The organism is Xanthomonas sp. NCPPB 4037, assembly GCF_041475695.2.
Classification (GTDB): domain Bacteria; phylum Pseudomonadota; class Gammaproteobacteria; order Xanthomonadales; family Xanthomonadaceae; genus Xanthomonas; species Xanthomonas campestris.
In genome coordinates this window covers 1,841,890-1,860,837 of sequence record NZ_CM191261.1, presented here as the reverse complement: position 1 = coordinate 1,860,837, position 18,948 = coordinate 1,841,890, and the positions used below count along the sequence as shown (strand labels likewise).

The following is an 18,948-nucleotide window of genomic DNA, read 5'->3' as shown; positions in this document are numbered from 1 at the left end:
AAGTGCGATGGAAAGCGCCACTTGCGGGCTGCGGTTCAGCTCGCCATTAACTAAGTCACGCAAATTGCCGGGTTTCGGCGCTATCAAAACTGTCATAAGCGCGACTTCGTTCAGACTCATGACACACACTGACAAAAACAAAACACGCGTAAATCTTTGTCTTGATTGACAAAAAGTGTTCCGACGAATGGTTGCGGAATTGTCACATTAACGCAACTTTCACGACCTAGCCTGCGCCCACTTTCTCGTCAGGTCGCAAGGCACCATGAAACTTTCTCCTACCCTGCTCGGCTCCGCATTGCTGATGGCGCTCGCCGCGCCGGCAGCCCACGCCGAAATCGCCATCGATGTGATCGGCGGCTCGGAAATGTCGCTGGAAGGCCTGGTCCAGGCCGATGGCAACTGGTTCCACAACGACGTGCAGGATCTCAACGGCCCGATCGGCGCCAACGGTGACAATTCCGAATTCAGCATTCGCCGCGCCGAGCTGGTGCTCAAGGGCAAGGGGCCGGGCAACTTTGAATGGGTCGCCGGCTACGACCCCAGCGTGCTGAAGGAAGTCACTGTGCGCGGCACCACCATCCGCAGCACCGGACGCTTCCTGGACAACAACATCAAGTACAAGTTCGGCGGCAACGCCAACAACTACCTGCAGTTCGGCCAGTTCAAGCAGCCCAACAGCCTGGAAGAGCTGTCCAGCACCAAGAACAATGACTTTGTGTCCAAGGCCGCGGTCACCAATACCTACGGCATCTCGCGCCGGCTCGGTGTGGCGTACGGCATGGGCGACAACAACTGGAGCCTGACCGCCAGCGCGTTCGGCCGCGAACTGACCCGCAACCAGGCCCACGGCAGCGGCTACGGCGCACGCGGCACCTGGGCGCCGATCAATGAGACCGGCAATGTGCTGCACTTCGGCCTCAGCTATCTGGCCTACGACACCGACGACGACACCCTGCGCCTGCGCGCGCGGCCGGACGCCGACCTCACCACCGTGCGCCTGATCGACAGCGGTGCCATCACCAATGTCGACAACGTGGGCGTGGCTGGCGCTGAAGCGATGTGGATCACCGGGCCGTTCAAGCTGCAGAGCGAGTACTTCCGGGAAAACGCCAACCGCATCGGCGCCAGCGCAAACGACTATAAGAGTGACGGCTGGTACGTCAGCGGGGTCTGGAACATCACCGGCGAGACCTGGGGCTACAAGGCCGGCGTGCCGACCACCCCGCTGCCCAACGAACCGGCATCGGGCATGTGGCAGCTGGCAGTGCGCTACGACACCCTGGACCTCAACGACGGCCACCTGGTCGCCAACGGCAACACGCCGTTCGTCGATGGCGTGCTGGGCGGCAAGATGGATGTGTGGACCATCGGCGCCAACTGGTACTGGCGCTCCAACTTCAAGTTCGCACTCGACTACGCCAAGGTCGAAAGCACCCGCTACAACAGCGCCACCCGCGGGCTGGTCGACGACAACCCGTCGATCATCGAGGCACGCGCGCAGTTCTATTGGTAAGCCATCGCAGCGGCAGGCGTCTGCGGACACCTGCCGCTGGCACTGACGGCACGTGGCGCTGTGCGTCGCTGTGAAAGGTGCCACTTCCGCCCCGTCATCTTCGTGTCATCTCCCCGACATTGCGCAGTCACGCCGTTGCCCTGCAATGGCGCCCTGCGGGACGTCATCCCTATCGCTACAAGGAGCTGTTCCGTGATCTCTTCCATCAAATCCCGTCTGGCTGTCGGCGTGCTCGCTGCCGCACTGGCCATGGGCGCCCAGGCTGCCGATGTCACCGGCGCCGGCGCATCGTTCATTTACCCGGTCATGTCGAAGTGGTCGGCCGACTACAACACCGCCACCAAGAAGCAGGTCAACTATCAGTCGATCGGCTCCGGTGGCGGCATTGCGCAGATCAAGGCCGCCAGTGTGGATTTCGGCTCTTCCGATGCCCCGCTCAAGCCCGAAGAGTTGGCTGCCGCCGGGCTGGCGCAGTTTCCCTCGGTGATCGGCGGCGTGGTGCCGGTGATCAACGTGCCGGGCATCGCTGCCGGTGCGGTCAAGCTGGACGGCAAGACCCTGGGCGATATCTTCCTGGGCAAGGTCACCACCTGGAACGATGCGGCCATCGTTGCGCTGAACCCGGGCGTGAAGCTGCCCGACAGCAAGATCACCGTAGTGCATCGCTCCGACGGTTCGGGCACCAGCTTCAACTTCACCAACTATCTGTCCAAGGTCAATCCGGACTGGAAGAGCAAGGTCGGCGAAGGCACCGCGGTGCAGTGGCCGACCGGCATCGGCGGCAAGGGCAACGAAGGCGTGGCCGCCTACGTGAAGCAGATCAAGGGCGGCATCGGCTATGTCGAGCTGTCGTACGCGCTGCAGAACAAGATGGCCTACACCGCGATGAAGAATGCGGCCGGCAAGTTTGTGCAGCCGTCCGATGAGACCTTCGCCGCGGCCGCCAACAGTGCCGACTGGGGCAGCAGCAAGGACTTCTACCTGGTGATGACCAATGCCGCCGGCGACAACGCCTGGCCGATCACCGCCACCAATTTCATCCTGGTGCAGAAGAAGCCGAAGAATCCGGCCGGCCTGAAGAACACCCTGGAGTTCTTCCGTTGGGTCTACAGCAAGGGCGATGCGCAGGCCAAGGCGCTGGACTACGTGCCGCTGCCGGACACGCTGGTCAGCCAGATCGAGGCCTACTGGGCCAAGACCCTGCCCCGCTAAGTGCACAGGACCGACGCCGTCTCTCTCCCCGGCGTCCGGACCGGGACGCGGACTTTCGGGTCCGCGTCTTTTTTTGTGATGCCAGTGCCCGGATGGCACTGTCATGCACGTGTAACAAAAACATCATTTCATAGCTGCGTCTGCCGGACACCCGGCCAATCCTGCCTCGGAGCCACCATGAAATTGCAGTCGGCCAGCCTGACCGCCCTGTCCCTCACCATCGCCCTTGCCCTGACGGCCTGCTCGCCCGGCAAGGACGCGCAGTCCGGCGATCCCGCACAAGGCGGTGCCAACGCAGGCGCGGCGGCCGGCGAGAGCAAGACCGCGGAGATCGCCGGCGCCGGTGCGTCCTTTATCTACCCGCTGGTGTCCAAGTGGTCGGCCGACTACAACGCCGCCACCGGCAACAAGGTCAATTACCAGTCGATCGGTTCCGGCGGCGGCATTGCGCAGATCAAGGCCGGCACCGTGGATTTCGGCTCCTCCGACAAGCCGCTCGATAGCGCCGAGCTGCAGCAGGCCGGCCTGGGCCAGTTCCCCTCGGCCATCGGCGGCGTAGTGCCGGTGGTGAACATCGAAGGCATGGCGCCCGGCAAGCTGCGCCTGACCGGCGCCCTGCTCGGCGACATCTTCCTGGGCAAGGTCACCATGTGGAACGACGCGGCGATTGCTGCGGCCAACCCGGGCGTGACCCTGCCGGCGACCAAGATCAACCTGGTGCATCGCTCCGACGGTTCGGGCACCACGTTCAACTTCTCCAACTACCTGTCCAAGGTCAGCCCGGAGTGGAAGACCAAGGTCGGCGAAGGCACCTCGGTGCAATGGCCGGGCGGCGTGGGCGGCAAGGGCAACGAAGGCGTGGCCTCGTACGTGCAGCAGATCAAGGGCTCGATCGGCTATGTCGAACTGGCCTACGCGCTGCAGAACAAGATGCCGTACGCGTCGATGCAGAACGCTGCCGGCCAGTGGGTGGAGCCAAACGCTGAAAGCTTCGCCGCCGCAGCGGCCAGCGCCGACTGGACCAACGCCAAGGACTTCAACCTGGTGATCACCAATGCACCGGGCGAGAAGGCCTGGCCGATCACCGCGACCAACTTCATGCTGATGCACAAGCAGCCCAAGGATGCGGCCCGCAGCAAGGCCACGCTGGATTTCTTCAAGTGGGCGCTGGAAAACGGCCAGGCCCAGGCCAGCGAACTGCACTACGTGCCGTTGCCGCCGGAGCTGGTGAAGCAGATCGAAGCCTACTGGGGCAGCGAGTTCAAGTGATGTTCGCCCCCGCCGCTGTGGCGGGTTGCGCTGCGACGCGGTGCCTGAGGGCGCCGCGTCGATCCTGCTATCTCACGCTCCCGCGATTGCGCGGGTGACGAGCCCAATCGAATGAATGCCACCGCCATTCCCGAAGCGATGACCGCACCGCGCGGCCGCGATCTGCGCGATGCGCGTGCCGATCGCCTGTTCAAACTGGCATTGGCGGCAACCGTCGTCTTCGTCCTGCTGGCCCTGGGCAGCGCTGCGCTGTCGATGTTGTGGGGCGGACGCCACGCGCTGCAGATGCAGGGCCTGAGCTTCTTCTATTCCGCCGACTGGAATCCGGTCGAGAACAAATACGGTGCGCTGGCACCGATCTACGGCACCTTGGTCACTGCGTTGATCGCGATGGTGATTGCAGTGCCGGTGAGTTTCGGCATCGCCTTCTTCCTCACCGAAGTAGCGCCGCGCTGGTTGCGCGGCCCGGTCGGCACGGCAATCGAGTTGCTCGCCGGCATTCCTTCGATCATCTACGGCATGTGGGGCCTGTTCGTGCTAGTGCCGGTGATGACCGAGCACGTGACGCCGTGGCTCAACGACAACCTGGGCACGCTGCCACTGATCGGCAAACTGTTTCAGGGCCCGCCGCTGGGCATCGGCCTGCTGACCGCAGGCTTTGTGCTGGCGATCATGGTGATCCCGTTCATTTCCTCGGTGATGCGCGAAGTATTCCTGACCGTGCCGACGCGCCTGAAGGAATCGGCGTACGCGCTGGGATCGACCAAGTGGGAAGTCAGCTGGGACATCGTGCTGCCCTACACGCGGTCTGCCGTGATTGGCGGCGTGTTCCTGGGCTTGGGCCGCGCACTGGGTGAAACCATGGCGGTGGCCTTCGTGGTCGGCAACACGGTGCGCCTGTCGCCGTCGCTGCTCGAACCAGGCACCACCATTGCGGCATTGATCGCCAACGATTTCGGTGAGGCAACTGAAACCTATCGCTCCGCGCTGCTGTTGCTGGGCTTCGTGTTGTTCATCGTGACCTTCATCGTGCTGGCCATTGCGCGCTTCATGCTGATGCAGCTCTCGCGTCGGGAGGGCAACTGATGTCGTCGGTCTCGCAACACCTCTACACGCGGCGCCGCATCACCAACGTGGTGGCGCTGCTGCTGTCCTGCATCACGGCGTTGTTCGGGCTGTTCTTCCTCGGCTGGATCCTGTGGACGCTGCTGTCCAAGGGCGTGCCCGGCATCGACGTCAACCTGTTTACCAAGATGACCCCGCCGCCGATGCAGGAAGGCGGCTTGCTCAATGCCTTCTTCGGCAGCGCGGTGATGTGTGGCCTGGCGATCGCGATCGGCACGCCGCTGGGCGTGGCGGCCGGTACCTGGCTGGCCGAATACGGCAATGCGCGCAAGACCGGCGTGGTGGTGCGCTTCGTCAACGACATCCTGCTGTCGGCACCGTCCATCGTGCTGGGCCTGTTCGTGTACACGCTGTACGTGATGCAGACCGGCGGGCGCTTCTCCGCGTTCGCCGGTGCGCTGTCGCTGGCCTTCATCGTGCTGCCGGTGGTGGTGCGCACCACCGACGAAATGCTGCGCCTGGTGCCTTCGCAAATGCGCGAAGCGGCGCTGTCGCTGGGCATTCCGCATTGGAAGGTGACCGTGCAGGTGCTGTATCGCAGCGCGTCTGCCGGCATCGTCACCGGCGTGCTGCTGGCGCTGGCGCGTATCAGCGGCGAAACCGCACCACTGCTGTTCACCGCCTTCGGCAACCAGTACTGGAACAGCAACATCTTCCAGCCGATGGCCAGCGTGCCAGTGATCATGAACCAGTTTGCCGGCAGCCCGTATGAGTCGTGGCAGACACTGGCCTGGTCGGGTGCACTGGTACTGACCGTGTTCGTCTTGTTGGTGAGCCTGGGCGCACGTGCGCTGCTGTTGCGTAACAAGATTTCCAATGACTGACCTTTCTTTCCGGACGCCCGACATGAACGATCTCCAAAACGCCAAGCCGATGCATCGCATCGCTGTTCCGGCCGCCAAGGGGGCGCCGACGGCGCAGGCGCCGGTGAAGGTGGCCGCACGTAACCTGGACTTCTATTACGACAAGTACCACGCGCTCAAGGGCATCAATATCGAAATCCCGGAAAAGCGCGTCACCGCGCTGATCGGGCCATCCGGTTGCGGCAAGTCCACGCTGCTGCGCATCTTCAACCGCATCTATGCGCTGTACCCGAAGCTGGAAGCGCGTGGCGAAGTGCTGCTGGATGGCGAAAATATCCTGTCGCCGAAATATCCGATGAACCGCCTGCGCAGCAAGGTCGGCATGGTGTTCCAGAAGCCGGTGCCGTTCCCGATGACCATCTTCGAGAACGTGGCCTACGGCATCCGTCACCACGAGAAACTGTCCAAGGCCGACATGCAGAACCGCGTCGAGCACGCGCTGCGCCAGGGCGCGCTGTGGGACGAGGTCAAGGACAAGCTGGGCCAAAGCGCGCTGGGTCTGTCGGGTGGCCAGCAGCAGCGCCTATGCATCGCGCGTGCGGTGGCGCTGCGGCCGGACGTGCTGTTGCTGGACGAACCGACCTCCGCGCTGGATCCGATTTCCACCAGCCGTATCGAGCAACTGGTGGAAGAACTCAAGCGCGATTACACCATCGTGATCGTGACCCACAACATGCAGCAGGCCGCACGCGTCTCCGATTACACCGCCTTCATGTATCTGGGCGATTTGATCGAACACGATCGCACCGAAACCATTTTCTCGCAGCCGTCCAAGCAGCAGACCGAGGACTACATCACTGGCCGCTTCGGCTGATGTAGGCCTGCCGTATCACCGCATTGAAGCAGCTCCGCCACCCCGCCGCGTGCGACGCCACCTGCATGCGCATGCCTGGGCAGGGACGGACATCCACCACTGCCACGAATCGAGAACACGATGAACCAGCACCTCAACGACCACATCGTCAAAAGCTACGACGAGGAGCAGCACCGTCTTGTCGCCGAAATCGTGCGCATGGGTGATACCGCAGTGGCGCAGCTGGAAGCGGCGCTGGATGTGGTGGAGCGCCGTGATGACAATGCCGCGCACCGCATCGTGGTCAACGACGAAGCCATCGATGCGCTGGAACATGCGATCAGCCATGACGTGATGCGGCTGGCATTGCGCGGGCCGATGGCGCGCGACCTGCGCGAGATCCTGGCCGGCCTGCGGATTCCGGCCGATATCGAACGCATCGGCGATTACGCGGCCAACGTGGCCAAGCGCTCGATCGCACTCAATTCCGCGCCGCCGCTGCCGCAGACGGTGGGCTTGCGCGCGCTCGGCCAGATGGCCGCGCAGGCCGTGCGCGAAGCCGTGCAGGCCTACCGCAACAAGGATGCCGATGCGGCGATCCGTGTGCGCGACGAAGATGCACGCCTGGATGCGCAGTACACCGCACTGTTCCGCGAGCTGCTCACCTACATGATGGAAGACCCGCGCAACATCACCCCGTGCACGCATCTGCTGTTCATGGCCAAGAACCTGGAACGGATCGGCGACCACGCCACCAATATCGCCGAGAACGTCTGGTTCCTGGTGCATGGCGAGCAGCCGCTGCCGCCGCGACTGAAGCGCGACGAGACCAGCACTACCGGCGTCATCTGAGGCCAGCGCTCTGCCCCAGCGGCGCTGCGGATGACCGGGAGATCGCCCGAAAAGCTTTATTTCATTACGTATTCATCTTCAGACGCCTAGGGTGAAATTGCACAGGCAGTCCCTGTGACCTCAGGAGTCGCGCAGATGAAACGCATCATTGGTTCCTTCATGGCCCTGTCGCTGCTGGCATCCGGCGGCGCGTTTGCCGCACCTCAGCAGCACGACAACCGCGGCCACGACGACGATCGCAACCGGTCTGCACAACGCCATGACGACCGTGGCCCTGACCGTCACGACGACCGCCACGATGATCACCGCGACGACCACCGCAATGCGCGCGCCAACGACCACCGCAACGATCGCCACGGCCCGCCGTACCGCCGCGGCGAACGGCTGGCACCGGACCATCGCGGCAACCGCGTGGCCGACTACCGCAAGCATCACCTGAACACGCCGCCGCGTGGTCATGAGTGGCGCCGTGTGGACAACACCTACGTGTTGATCGCGGTTGCGACCGGCCTGATTGCCAGCGTGGTCGCCGGCCGCTGATACCTGCGCCCCGCAGCTGACGTCACCAGGCCCGATCCGTGCACGCGCGGGTCTGGCCTTTTCGTGTCTGGCCGTCTTTCTACTGCGCAAGGACGGCGGCCGTGTGACCGATCGGGCCGGCCATGCGACCTGCTAGGCTATGCCTATGAACGAACCGGTCGACCTGCAACCCTCCCCCTCCCTGCTCCCCATGTCGCGGCGTTTTCGCGGCTATCTGCCGGTGGTGGTGGACGTGGAAACCGGCGGGTTCGACTGGAACAAGCACGCTTTGCTGGAAATCGCCTGCGTGCCGATCGAGATGGACGCGCAGGGGCATTTCTTCCCGGGCGAAACCGCCAGTGCGCATCTGGTGCCGGCGCCGGGGCTGGAGATCGACCCGAAGTCGCTGGAGATCACCGGCATCGTGCTCGACCATCCGTTCCGTTTCGCCAAGCAGGAAAAGGACGCGCTGGACCATGTGTTCGCACCGGTGCGCGCAGCGGTCAAGAAGTATGGCTGCCAGCGCGCGATCCTGGTGGGCCATAACGCGCATTTCGACCTGAATTTTCTCAATGCCGCGGTTGCCCGCGTTGGCCACAAGCGCAACCCCTTCCATCCGTTCAGCGTGTTCGACACGGTGACCCTGGCCGGCGTGGCATACGGCCAGACCGTGCTCGCGCGCGCCGCGCAGGCCGCCGGCCTGGACTGGAACAGCGCCGATGCGCACAGCGCGGTGTACGACACCGAACAGACCGCGCGGCTGTTCTGCAAGATTGCCAACGCGTGGCCGGGCCCGGCCAGCGCGGGGTGAGTGGGTGGGGATTGGGCAGTCGGGATTAGGGACTCGTAAGAGCGGCGCTCCCGGCTTCTGAGACAACGTCGGTAGCAGCAGTGCTGCATGCAACGCGATTAATTCCCCGCGCCGTTTCTTGTAACCAGCACAGCGCCAAACAGCGCGCTCTTGCGAATCCCAAATCCCCAATCCCGTCCTAACCAATACAGATCCGGTCGCGCCCGGCGCTCTTGGCTTCGTAGAGCGCATGGTCGGCGCGTTGCATCAGCGATGAACCCGACTCTTCCTCGCCCAGTTCGGCCAGTCCCGCACTGAAGGTCACTTGCAGGTCTTCCACGCCGCCCCAGTCATGCCGCGCATGGAATTGCGCGCGGATGCGCAGGCACAAGGCGTGCGCCTGCTCAAGCGTGGTGTCGCTGAGCAGCAGCGCAAATTCCTCACCACCCAGGCGCGCGGGCAGGTCCGAGGCACGCGCCGCCGCCGTGAGCAGTACGCCCACGTCATGCAGCACCGCATCGCCGCTGGCATGCGAATACTGGTCGTTGATGCGTTTGAAATGGTCGATGTCCAGAATCGCCAGCACCAGCGGCCGCCCGCTACGGCGGGCACGACTTAGATCACGTGCCAGCGCCTCGTCGAAATGCCGCCGGTTCGGCAAACCAGTCAACGCATCTTCGTGGGCCTGGCGTTCGAACGCATCGGACTTGATGCGCAAACGCGTCAGCAACTCGCTCTTTTCCTGGTTGGCCTGCAACAGCCGTTGCGCCTGCCGTTGCAGGTCTTCGGTGCGCTTGCGCACCAGTTCGGCCAGCCGCGCGTTGTGGGTCTTGTAGCGCCGCAACAGAAAGCGATACAGCAACGCCAGCAACAGCAGCGCGCCCAGCACGCCGGCCAGCCGCACGTCCTGGCGTTGCCACCACAGCGGCAGCACCTCGAACGCCCAGACCGCTTCGTGCGGACTCCAGGCACCACCTGGGTGGCGCGCGGCCACACGCAAGCTGTAACGCCCCGGCGGCAGGCCGATGAATTCCACGCTGCGCTGCCGGCCACGCTCGATCCAGGTGTTGTCCAGACCATCCAGGCGCGTGCGGTACTCGATGCGTTCGGGCAGCAGGAAACTCATGCCGACATAGGACACCGTCAGCCGCTGCCCGCCCGGCAGCTTGGTCTGCTGCCGCCATGGCACCGGGCGGCCGCCTTGCTGCACGTTTTCGATCAACGGCGGCGGCGCGGGCCGTTCGCGGAAGCGCTGCAGGCGTGCCGGGTCCACGGTGCTCACGCCGCCGGCCGTCACCACCCACACGGTGCCATCGGCACGTTCGATCATGCTCGGGCCAGAGCTGCCATTGGCCTGCGCGTTGCCCATGCCATCGATTTCGCCGTAGCGTTCGATGCCGAGCCGGCCGCGCCCGTCGGCCACTGCATTGAGTGTATTGAGTTCAGTTCGCAGCACGCCGCGGTTGCTGCTGATCCAGGCATTGCCCAGGCGGTCGGCGACCAGCTGGAACACGGTGTCCACCGGCATGCCCTGCTCCAGCCCCACGCGTGCCAGCGCGCCACGACGTGCCCGGTACAGCCCACGATCGGTGGAAATCCAGACATCTTCGCCAACGCGCTGGAATCCGAACACGCTGCGCGCACCGCCCAGCCGCTCCAGCAGCAGCTGCTGCAGCACACCGTCACGGACCACGGCCGCGCCATCGACCGAACCGACCCACAGCGCGCCATCGATGCTGGCCAGCGCAGTCACCACACCATCGGGCAGGCCGGTGATGGCCAGCGGCGCCCGCCGCCCATCGACCAGATGCACCACGCCACGTTGGGTCGCCAGCCAGACGGTGTCGGCATCGTCGATCACGATTGCGCGAATGTGCCCGTTGGGAATGCCGTCGGCCTCACCGAAGTGGCGCAGCACACGCCCGTTGCGCAGCACGAACACGCCATCGGCATAGGTGCCCACCCACAGGTCGCCGCGCCCATCCAGCGCCAGGCTGAGCACCGACAACCGCCGCCCGGACGGTGTGGCCACCGGCACCGGCACGATGCGGCCGTCGGGCAGCAGGCGGTCCAGGCCTGCGGTGGTCGCCACCCATAGACTGCCATCGCGGTCTTCCAGCAGCGCGCGCGCGTAGTCGCCACTGAGCCCGTCGCGCTGGCTGTAGCTGCTGAACAAGGTTTCGCGCAGGCGGAACAGGCCACCGTTGGCGCCCACCCAGATGCTGCCTTCGGCATCCTCGCGCAGGCTGACGATGCGCCCGGTGGGCAGCGCACGGCCAGCCTCCAGATGCTCCACGCCGTGGCTGCCAATGCGCAGCAGGCCCTGGCTCTCGCTGCCCAGCCACAGGTCGCCATGGCGATCCTGCAGCATCGCAGTGAAGTGGCCCTGCCCCGGCACCTGGTGCACCAGCTGCGCACGTTCGCCCTGCAGGCGATACAGCTGCTCGCCGGCCACCACCCACACCGTGCCGTCCGGTGCCCGATACGGCCAGGCCAGACCCGGCGGCAGGCCGAACGCTGCGGGTGCGCGATGCATGCGGCCATCCGGCTCGCGGTAGATCAGCCCATCCAAGGTGCCGATCAACAGCCGTCCCCGGCCGTCGAACACCATCCGCGGGAAGCTGCTTTGCAACGGCACGCCTGCCTGCGGCGGGAAATAGTCGAAGCGCCCATCCGGCCAAAGGCAGCCCAGTCCATGGCCTTCGAACAGCAGCCACATCCGGCCATCGGCATCCATGGTCATGCCGTGGATCAGCGCCTGTGGCCAATCGGCACGGCGCGGCCACTGCCGCCAGTGACCATCGGCACCGTGGCGCACCAGATTGCCGCGTGCATCACTCAGCCACAGGGCGTCGTCGTGATCCACGTACAGCGCGCCGACGCCGTTGTCGGGCAGGCCGGGCCGCGTGCTGCGATCGATGACGGTGAATTCCAGCCCGTTGTAGCGGACCAGGCCCTCCCAGGTGGCGAACCACAGGTAGCCATCGGCGGTCTGGGCGATGTCGCGCAGCGAGTTATGCGGCAGTCCGTTGCGCGAACTCCAGCTGTCGATGGCGTAGTCGCGCAGGCGTGCGCTCGTGCCCGGGGCCGCGTGTGCTGCAAGCGAGCACATCCACAACAGCGCGCACACGCAGGCCGCGAGCCAGCGTTGCCACTGCCCCCACCCTCGTGTCGACGCCGTTGCGCCATCCCCACTATCGCCCGCGCTGCGAGCGCCCACCCCAAGCTTCATCACCCACACGACACGCCGTTCGCTGCGGATATGGTAGGCAAAAAAGCGCGGCAGTGCCGCTGTCGCGATGGCCAGACCTGATGTAGTGGGCTGGCCGGTGCGTGGACGAGGCCAGCGCACCGCGCGATGCGCTGCAATTGCGCAAGAGTGTGGTGTTGCCGGTATGCCACCGATGAGCGCTGCGCGCTTATAAACTCGCTGCCGCAGTGCCCGGCCCGCGCACTGCGGCGCCGGCGCACCGCATGACTCAGGCGCCCAGACGCTGGCGCACGGCCTCGAACAAGGTCACGCCGGTGGCCACCGAGACATTGAGGCTTTCGATGTCACCGGGCATCGGAATCTTGACCAGGCCATCGCAATGCTCGCGGGTGAGCCGACGCAAGCCATCGCCCTCGCCGCCCAGAACCAGGCCGACATTGCCGCGCAGGTCCACGCTGTACAGCGAAGCCTCCGCTTCGCCGGCCAGGCCATACAGCCATACGCCCTGCTTCTGCAGATCGCGCAGGCAGCGCGCCAGGTTGGTCACCGCCACCACCGGGATGCGGTCGGCCGCGCCGGCCGAGGTCTTGCGCACGGTGGCGTTGACCGTGGCGGACTTGTCCTTGGGAATCACCACCGCGGTGACGCCGGCAGCAGCGGCGCTGCGCAGGCAGGCCCCCAGGTTGTGCGGGTCCTGCACGCCGTCCAGGATCAGCACCAGCGCGCGCCCTTGCGCACTCTCCACCAGGCCTTCCAGTTCGTTCTCGGCCCAGAGTCGCGCTGCGGCGTAGCGCGCAGCCACACCCTGATGGCGCACCTGCCCGCCCACGCCGTCCAGCGCCTGGGTGTTGACCCGGCGCACGTCGATGCCCTTGCGGCGCGCCTGTTCTTCGATCTCGGTCAGGCGCGGGTTCTTGCTACCGGCCTCGATCAGGACCTCGCGCACGTTGTCGGCGTCGTTCTCGACGGACGAGGCGACAGCATTGACGCCGACGATCCACTGGTTCTGCTTGCTCATTGCGCGGGCATACGAAGAAATGAGGGGGAATGGTAGGGCCTGCGGCCTGCTACGTCACGGCCGGGGCATGGATCGCCTGACAAAGCAGGTAAACGATTGCAGCGCCGCCGCTGGCACCTGCGGGAGTCATACGCCGCTGCCCGCAGCGCGCACGCCGCAACGGCAGCCGTGCGCCGGACTGTTTCCGCGCGAGGTGAACCGCTGTGGACAAGCGCTTGAACGCTTGTCGCGTCGACGTCGGCAACGAACCGCAGTGCGCCGACATCAGCCTGATTGAACACAGCGAGGACCTGCAAGGCGAGGCCCGATCGCTGCTTACACCGGCCACCGCTCGGTGTCGTGATCCGGATGCTGATGCGATACGAGCGCGGCCTGGAAAGCCAATGCCGCCGCGTCGTCCTCGCTCGGGCGTGTCGGCAGCTGCGTCAGGGTATCGACGAACGGCAACTTGCGCTCCAGCCCGTACTGAATATGTGGGGGCAACCGCTCTGGCGTATCGAATGCACCAGCGGCAATCGCCACGCCATCAGGTGCTTCATAGGTCAACGGCGTGCCGCACTCGGCGCAAAAACCGCGCTGCACCAGCGTCGACGACGCGAAGCGCTTGGGCTCACCGCGGGTCCAGCGGAACGCGGCGCCACGCACCGACACCAGCGGCGCGTAATACGCCCCAAACGCTTTCTGACACATGCGGCAGTGACAGATTGACGCGTGGTCCAGCACGCCGCGCACATGAAAGCGCACCGCGCCGCATTGGCAGCCACCGCTGTATTCGGAAGATGCGCTCATCGTTTGCCTCGCAGATCGGCGTGTTAGGCAAACCACCGCGTCATCATGGCGCGGTGGCACTCACTCCGCACTGTCCGGCTCAGCAGTGCGGGCCGCCATGCCGGCCACCCGCACTACCGCGCAGCATCAATACGGCTTTTTCTTGCGCTTGGCCGGCTTCTCACGCGGCGGCAGCGGTGCTTCTGCAGGCGCACCATCTTCGGCCAGACGGAAGTCGATCTTGCGTTCTTCCATGCTCGCCTTGAGCACCAACACGCGTACCGGGTCGCCCAGACGGAATTCGCGACCGCGGCGTTCGCCGGTCATCGTCTTGCGGATCGGATCGAACTGGTAGTAGTCCTGCGGCAGCTGGGTGACGTGCACCAGGCCGTTGACCTTGGACTGGGTCAATTCCACGAACAAGCCGAAGCTGGTTACACCGCTGATCACGCCGTCGAACTGGCCGCCGACATGCTTTTCCATCCAGGCGGCGCGATAACGCTCGTCCACTTCGCGCTCGGCCTCGTCGGCACGCCGGCCACGCTCGGAACACTGCAGCGACAACGCGGCCATCTGACGCGGGGTGTAGATGTATTTTTCCGGGCTGGCGCCGGTCAGCGCGTGCTTGATCGCACGGTGCACCAGCAGATCGGGATAACGGCGGATCGGCGAGGTGAAGTGCGCATACGCCTCCAGTGCCAGGCCGAAGTGCCCGTTGTTTTCCGGCGAATACACCGCCAGGCTCTGGCTGCGCAGCAGCACCGATTCCAGCAGCGCGGCATCCGGACGCGCACGCACCTTCTTCAGCAACTTGGTGTAGTCACCTGGGCGCACCTTGCTCCACGCCGGCAGGCTCAGCTGGAATTCCTTGAGGAACTCCAGCAGGTCTTCGAACTTGCTCTCCGGCGGCCGCTCATGCACGCGGTACGGCGCAGGCACATGCATGCTCAACAAATAACGCGCTGCCTCGACGTTGGCGGCGATCATGCATTCCTCGATCAGCTTGTGCGCGTCGTTGCGTACCAGCATGCCGGCCTGGGTGACCTCGCCGGTGTTGTCGAGCACGAAGCGCACTTCGGAGGTTTCGAATTCGATCGCGCCGCGATGCGTGCGCGCCTTCGACAACACGTTGTACAGCTGATGCAGACGCTGCACCTGCGGCAACAACGGGCCGATAAACGCCTTGGTATCGGCATCGTCTTCGCCAACCGCCTTCCAGACCTGGTTATAGGTCAGGCGCGCATGCGAATTCATCACCGCTTCGTAAAAACGCGAGCCGGTCACTTCGCCATCGCGTCCGACCTGCATATCGCAGACGAAACACATGCGGTCGACCTTGGGCATCAGCGAACAGATGCCGTTGGACAGGGTCTCCGGCAGCATCGGCACCACAAACCCGGGGAAATACACCGAGGTGGCGCGCTTTTGCGCTTCGTCGTCCAGCGGCGTGCCGGGACGCACATAGTTGGACACGTCGGCGATCGCCACCACCAGACGGAAACCGTCGGCATTGGGCTCGCAATACACCGCGTCGTCGAAATCCTTGGCGTCCTCGCCGTCGATGGTGACCAGCGGCATCTGCCGCAGATCCACGCGCCCGCCGATCATCTGCGGCTCGACCACCAGCGGCACCGCCGCGGCTTCGTCGAGCACTTCCTGCGGGAATTCATGCGGCAACTCGTGGCCATGGATGGCCATTTCCACCACCAGCGACGGGGTCAGCTTGTCGCCAAGAACCGCGATGATCTTGCCGATCGCCGGGCGGCGCGCGTCCGGCGGTGCGATCAGCTCGCACACCACCAGCTGGCCTTCGCGGGCCTCACCGATGCCGTCCGGGGCGATCTGCACATTGCGCTGCACGCGCTTGTCGTCGGGGTCGACGTAGGCCACGCCGTGCTCGTAGAAGAAGCGCCCGATCATGCGCGACATGCGCCGTTCCAGCACACGCGCAATGGCGCCTTCGCGGCGACCACGGCGGTCAATGCCGGTGACGTTGGCCAGTGCGCGATCACCGTGCATGACCTTGCGCATTTCGAACGGCGGCAGGAACAGGTCGTCGCCACCTTCGTCCGGCTTGAGGAACCCGAAGCCTTCCGGATTGGCGATCACCACGCCGGCAATCAGGCTGGTCTGCTGCACCGGTGCATAGCCGCCACGGCGGTTCTGCACCAGCTGCGCTTCGCGCACCATCGCGGCCAGGCGCTTGCCCAGCGCATCGATGCGATCGCTCAAGCCCAGCTGTTCGGCGATTTCTTCAGCGGTCTGCGGGCCGTCGCAATCTTCCAGCAATTGCAGGATGGCTTCGCGGCTGGCAATCGGCTCGGCGTAGCGCAGCGCTTCGCGGTCGGCGTGCGGGTCCTTGAATCCGGCGTCCGCAACAGCCTGGACGGCGTCTTTCTGGAATCGTTCCGGCGGCGGCGCAGGCGGGCCACTCTTGCGAGGATGCGGTGCGCGGGGCGCAGCAGGCTCGACGGAAGGTGCCGGCTGGTCGGACGACGCCTTTGCCGCAGCGCGCTTGTTGGCGGATTTGGTGGACGCACCTGCCGCAGCGCGGACCAGGAAGTCCGGCATCCAGCCCGGCAGTTTCTGTTGCTCGGCGGTGCTGGACTCGCCCGGGCTGGCGGATTTGCGGCGGCTGGGCCGGTCGGAATCGGGGGTATTTTTCTTTGTCATTACCCTAATGGTACCCCTTGCGGTCCTGACGTGGGCGGCAATGCCAGCCAGGCCCTTGGCAATTGCTCCACATCACCCGTTGACAAGCCCGCCAGGAGTCTGCAAAATTCGCGGCTCACCTGCCCAGGTGGCGGAATTGGTAGACGCACTAGCTTCAGGTGCTAGCGGGGGCAACTTCGTGGAGGTTCGAGTCCTCTTCTGGGCACCAGTTTAAAAAGACCTCCGAGCGATCGGGGGTCTTCTGGTTTCTGGGGTCAGATTTTTTCGGGTAGGTGCTGCGACGTGGGCACTGCACGCTGCGCGAGATCGGTAATGCAGGCCTTGCGCCAGATGTGCGCGGCTGCGCTCGGCTTGTGGCGAAAGCACCTAACCCGGCCTGTTTGTTCCTGCTCGATGCGTTGGCGCTTGCGCCCTCGATGCAGGCAGCCTCAGCCTGTCTGTTGACTGCATGACCATGCAGTTCAACGGACTCTGACAAGCACGGCAACTGCGTGGTCTCTGCCCTGCCCCACGGCTTGCTTGCTCCCAGCCTTTCCTAACGAACTCATGTGTGCGCCGCGCGCGTAGAAGTGCTGCTCAATCGCAAGGGTCAAGCATCAGGGCGATAGACGTCATGCGATTGGCGTCGACGAAACCGGACGCGCCGTGCGCCAGCTGCGACGCAACAGCAACTCGACCTAAGCAATTCGACCCACCTCATCGCATCGCATCGCAGCGACGATCACAGGCGCAGGCGGCGCCGCCCGTGAACACCGCAGCTCAAGGCGCGGCAGTAATGCCTGCCACGCGCAGGGCCTGTGCCCAGATCCGATAGCCGGCCTCGCTGGGGTGGGTACCGTCGGGCATCAGCGCCTCGGGCAAGGCGCCGTCGGGTTGCAGCATTTGCGGCGCGATATCCACCAGCCGCACCGCCGGGTCACCGGCAAAGCGCGCAGCAAGCAGGCGGTTGGTTTCGGCGATCGGCGCTCGCTGCGGGCTGTCGGGGCGATGGCCGCGGGGCATGATCGCCATCAGGATCAACTTGCTGTTGGGCAGGCGCTGGCGCACTTCGGCAACCACCGCTTCCACGCCCTGCGCGGTCTCGGCGGGCGTACTGGCGCGCGATTGCGCGGTGCCGGTGAGATTGTTGGTGCCGATATGCAGCACCACCCAACGCGGATCGAGCCCATCGAGTTCGCCCTGGCGAATGCGCCACAGCACGTTCTGGGTGCGGTCCCAGCCAAAGCCCAGATTCAACACCGGCCGCTTGCCGTACAGCCAGGCCCAGGACGCCGGCCCGCTGACGCGCGTGGCCTGCGGCGGGCCGGCCCAGAAATGCGTGATCGAATCACCGATCATCACCACCTCCGGCTTGAGGCTGCGCGCGGTGGCCAGTGCGGCGTGGTGGCGCGCGTACCAGTCGTAGGAGTCCTGCTCCAGCCAATCGACCGGGATCAGCGAGGTTGCCACGTCGCGGCCGAGCTCGGCGACCGGCTTGACCGGTGGCTCGCCCAGCAGCTTCGCCAGGGTCGGCTCGATGGCTTCCGCCAGCATGCGCTGGCCCTGCGTGTCCGGATGCAGGGCACCGGCCGGCGGGCGGAAGCGGGTGTCGTAGAACAGCTCGGTGCGCAGCGCGCCGTCGCGCAGGAAGATCGACCCCACATCCAGGTAGGTCACGCGCGGATTATCGCCATAGCGCATCGCCAGGGCCTGGTTGACCTGCGCGTCGCGGCGCGACTTTTCGGCCGAGACCGCACTTGGCAGCACACCCAGCAACAGGATGTGCGTGCGTGGCAGCTTCTGTTCGATCGCCGCGACCACCGCATCGATGCCCAGCTGGGTCTGCTCGGCGGTGTGCTGCAGGTGCCCGGTGTTATTGGTGCCGATCAACACCACGGCCACCTTGGGATGCAGGCCGTCCACTTCACCGTTGGCCAGGCGCCACAGCACGTGCTCGGTGCCATCGCCGCTGAAGCCTAAGTTGAGCGCACCACGGCTGCCGTAAAAAGTCTGCCAGGTGGGCTGGAAATTCTCGTCGGGTGCCTGGGCTTTGTCGTAGTTCTGGGTGATCGAATCGCCGATCAGCAGCAGCGGCGTGTCGGCGTGTTGTTTCGCCTGCTCGAGCACCTGCGCATGCCGCTGCGACCACCAAGGCTCCTGCAGCCGGTCGGTCGGCACGATCGACGGTGGCGGCGTCTGCGCAGTGGCCGCGGTGCAGACCAGCAATAGCCCACAGCACACCAGCGCGGGCGCAATGGCAGACAGCGAAAGGCGGGAAACCACCGCGTGCAAAGACCGGAACATGCGCGCACCAGAGACGGGAGATGCGGCGATTGTGGTCTGCGTGCGCGGCGTACGAC

14 protein-coding genes and 1 tRNA gene are annotated in these 18,948 nt (G+C 65.1%); 10 read left to right on the top strand and 5 right to left on the bottom strand.

Annotated features, from left to right (window positions below; all coding sequences use genetic code 11):
* The first annotated feature begins 265 nt into the window (after positions 1-265).
* From ACCQ01_RS08320 to rnt, 9 genes are all read left to right on the top strand, one after another.
* Complete coding sequence (locus ACCQ01_RS08320; protein ID WP_228432879.1) at positions 266-1,516, top strand: OprO/OprP family phosphate-selective porin; 1,251 nt, start codon at positions 266-268, stop codon at positions 1,514-1,516.
* A 192-nt stretch (positions 1,517-1,708) separates the two neighbouring features.
* Complete coding sequence (gene pstS / locus ACCQ01_RS08315) at positions 1,709-2,728, top strand: phosphate ABC transporter substrate-binding protein PstS (RefSeq protein ID WP_012438693.1); 1,020 nt, start codon at positions 1,709-1,711, stop codon at positions 2,726-2,728.
* 177 nt (positions 2,729-2,905) lie between these two features.
* Positions 2,906-3,997, top strand: coding sequence for a phosphate ABC transporter substrate-binding protein PstS (gene pstS, locus ACCQ01_RS08310; RefSeq protein ID WP_228432880.1), 1,092 nt, complete (start codon positions 2,906-2,908; stop codon positions 3,995-3,997).
* Positions 3,998-4,108: 111 nt separating this feature from the next.
* A complete protein-coding gene (pstC, locus tag ACCQ01_RS08305; protein ID WP_011036711.1) occupies positions 4,109-5,083 on the top strand; it encodes a phosphate ABC transporter permease subunit PstC in 975 nt (324 codons plus the stop codon).
* Positions 5,083-5,946, top strand: a complete 864-nt coding sequence (pstA, locus tag ACCQ01_RS08300) for a phosphate ABC transporter permease PstA (RefSeq protein ID WP_228432881.1) — start codon at positions 5,083-5,085, stop codon at positions 5,944-5,946. Before pstC ends, pstA begins: the two co-directional genes overlap by 1 nt.
* Positions 5,947-5,968: 22 nt before the next feature.
* Positions 5,969-6,799, top strand: a complete 831-nt coding sequence (pstB, locus tag ACCQ01_RS08295) for a phosphate ABC transporter ATP-binding protein PstB (protein WP_011036709.1) — start codon at positions 5,969-5,971, stop codon at positions 6,797-6,799.
* A 120-nt stretch (positions 6,800-6,919) separates the two neighbouring features.
* Positions 6,920-7,630 (top strand): phosphate signaling complex protein PhoU, encoded by a 711-nt coding sequence (phoU, locus tag ACCQ01_RS08290; RefSeq protein WP_042598798.1) that lies wholly within the window; start codon positions 6,920-6,922, stop codon positions 7,628-7,630.
* Positions 7,631-7,765: 135 nt separating this feature from the next.
* A complete protein-coding gene (locus ACCQ01_RS08285) occupies positions 7,766-8,170 on the top strand; it encodes an RcnB family protein (RefSeq protein WP_019237786.1) in 405 nt (134 codons plus the stop codon).
* Between the two features lie 139 nt (positions 8,171-8,309).
* Positions 8,310-8,960, top strand: coding sequence for a ribonuclease T (rnt, locus tag ACCQ01_RS08280; protein WP_011036706.1), 651 nt, complete (start codon positions 8,310-8,312; stop codon positions 8,958-8,960).
* A 178-nt stretch (positions 8,961-9,138) separates the two neighbouring features.
* On the opposite strand, the gene ACCQ01_RS08275 is transcribed toward rnt, so the two are convergent.
* The 4 genes from ACCQ01_RS08275 to rnr all read right to left on the bottom strand — a co-directional run bounded on the left by ACCQ01_RS08275 (position 9,139) and on the right by rnr (position 16,609).
* Complete coding sequence (locus ACCQ01_RS08275) at positions 9,139-12,171, bottom strand: diguanylate cyclase domain-containing protein (protein ID WP_372358894.1); 3,033 nt, start codon at positions 12,169-12,171, stop codon at positions 9,139-9,141.
* A gap of 247 nt (positions 12,172-12,418) precedes the next feature.
* Entirely contained in the window at positions 12,419-13,168 is a 750-nt protein-coding gene (gene rlmB / locus ACCQ01_RS08270; protein ID WP_228432883.1) for a 23S rRNA (guanosine(2251)-2'-O)-methyltransferase RlmB, read from the bottom strand.
* Positions 13,169-13,483: 315 nt separating this feature from the next.
* Positions 13,484-13,957: a GFA family protein gene (locus tag ACCQ01_RS08265; protein ID WP_014507360.1), complete on the bottom strand. Its 474-nt coding sequence runs from the start codon at positions 13,955-13,957 to the stop codon at positions 13,484-13,486.
* Between the two features lie 126 nt (positions 13,958-14,083).
* On the bottom strand, positions 14,084-16,609 hold the full coding sequence (gene rnr / locus ACCQ01_RS08260) for a ribonuclease R (RefSeq protein ID WP_228432884.1): 2,526 nt from the start codon (positions 16,607-16,609) through the stop codon (positions 14,084-14,086).
* Between the two features lie 121 nt (positions 16,610-16,730).
* Here rnr and ACCQ01_RS08255 point away from each other — a divergent pair.
* Positions 16,731-16,817 (top strand) — tRNA-Leu (locus ACCQ01_RS08255).
* 551 nt (positions 16,818-17,368) lie between these two features.
* On the opposite strand, the gene ACCQ01_RS08250 is transcribed toward ACCQ01_RS08255, so the two are convergent.
* Positions 17,369-18,892 carry a platelet-activating factor acetylhydrolase IB subunit gene (locus tag ACCQ01_RS08250; protein WP_228432885.1) on the bottom strand — a complete coding sequence of 508 codons (1,524 nt, stop codon included), beginning with the start codon at positions 18,890-18,892 and terminating at the stop codon, positions 17,369-17,371.
* Positions 18,893-18,948 lie beyond the last annotated feature (56 nt).

What these genes read in the sequence shown, in the direction of transcription:
- ACCQ01_RS08320 (WP_228432879.1), top strand. Translation starts at nt 266, where the DNA reads ATGAAACTTTCTCCTACCCTGCTCGGCTCCGCATTGCTGATGGCGCTC.
- pstS (WP_228432880.1), top strand. Translation starts at nt 2,906, where the DNA reads ATGAAATTGCAGTCGGCCAGCCTGACCGCCCTGTCCCTCACCATCGCC.
- pstC (WP_011036711.1), top strand. Translation starts at nt 4,109, where the DNA reads ATGAATGCCACCGCCATTCCCGAAGCGATGACCGCACCGCGCGGCCGC.
- pstA (WP_228432881.1), top strand. Translation starts at nt 5,083, where the DNA reads ATGTCGTCGGTCTCGCAACACCTCTACACGCGGCGCCGCATCACCAAC.
- pstB (WP_011036709.1), top strand. Translation starts at nt 5,969, where the DNA reads ATGAACGATCTCCAAAACGCCAAGCCGATGCATCGCATCGCTGTTCCG.
- phoU (WP_042598798.1), top strand. Translation starts at nt 6,920, where the DNA reads ATGAACCAGCACCTCAACGACCACATCGTCAAAAGCTACGACGAGGAG.
- ACCQ01_RS08285 (WP_019237786.1), top strand. Translation starts at nt 7,766, where the DNA reads ATGAAACGCATCATTGGTTCCTTCATGGCCCTGTCGCTGCTGGCATCC.
- rnt (WP_011036706.1), top strand. Translation starts at nt 8,310, where the DNA reads ATGCCTATGAACGAACCGGTCGACCTGCAACCCTCCCCCTCCCTGCTC.
- ACCQ01_RS08275 (WP_372358894.1), bottom strand. Translation starts at nt 12,171, where the DNA reads ATGAAGCTTGGGGTGGGCGCTCGCAGCGCGGGCGATAGTGGGGATGGC.
- rlmB (WP_228432883.1), bottom strand. Translation starts at nt 13,168, where the DNA reads ATGAGCAAGCAGAACCAGTGGATCGTCGGCGTCAATGCTGTCGCCTCG.
- ACCQ01_RS08265 (WP_014507360.1), bottom strand. Translation starts at nt 13,957, where the DNA reads ATGAGCGCATCTTCCGAATACAGCGGTGGCTGCCAATGCGGCGCGGTG.
- rnr (WP_228432884.1), bottom strand. Translation starts at nt 16,609, where the DNA reads ATGACAAAGAAAAATACCCCCGATTCCGACCGGCCCAGCCGCCGCAAA.
- ACCQ01_RS08250 (WP_228432885.1), bottom strand. Translation starts at nt 18,892, where the DNA reads ATGTTCCGGTCTTTGCACGCGGTGGTTTCCCGCCTTTCGCTGTCTGCC.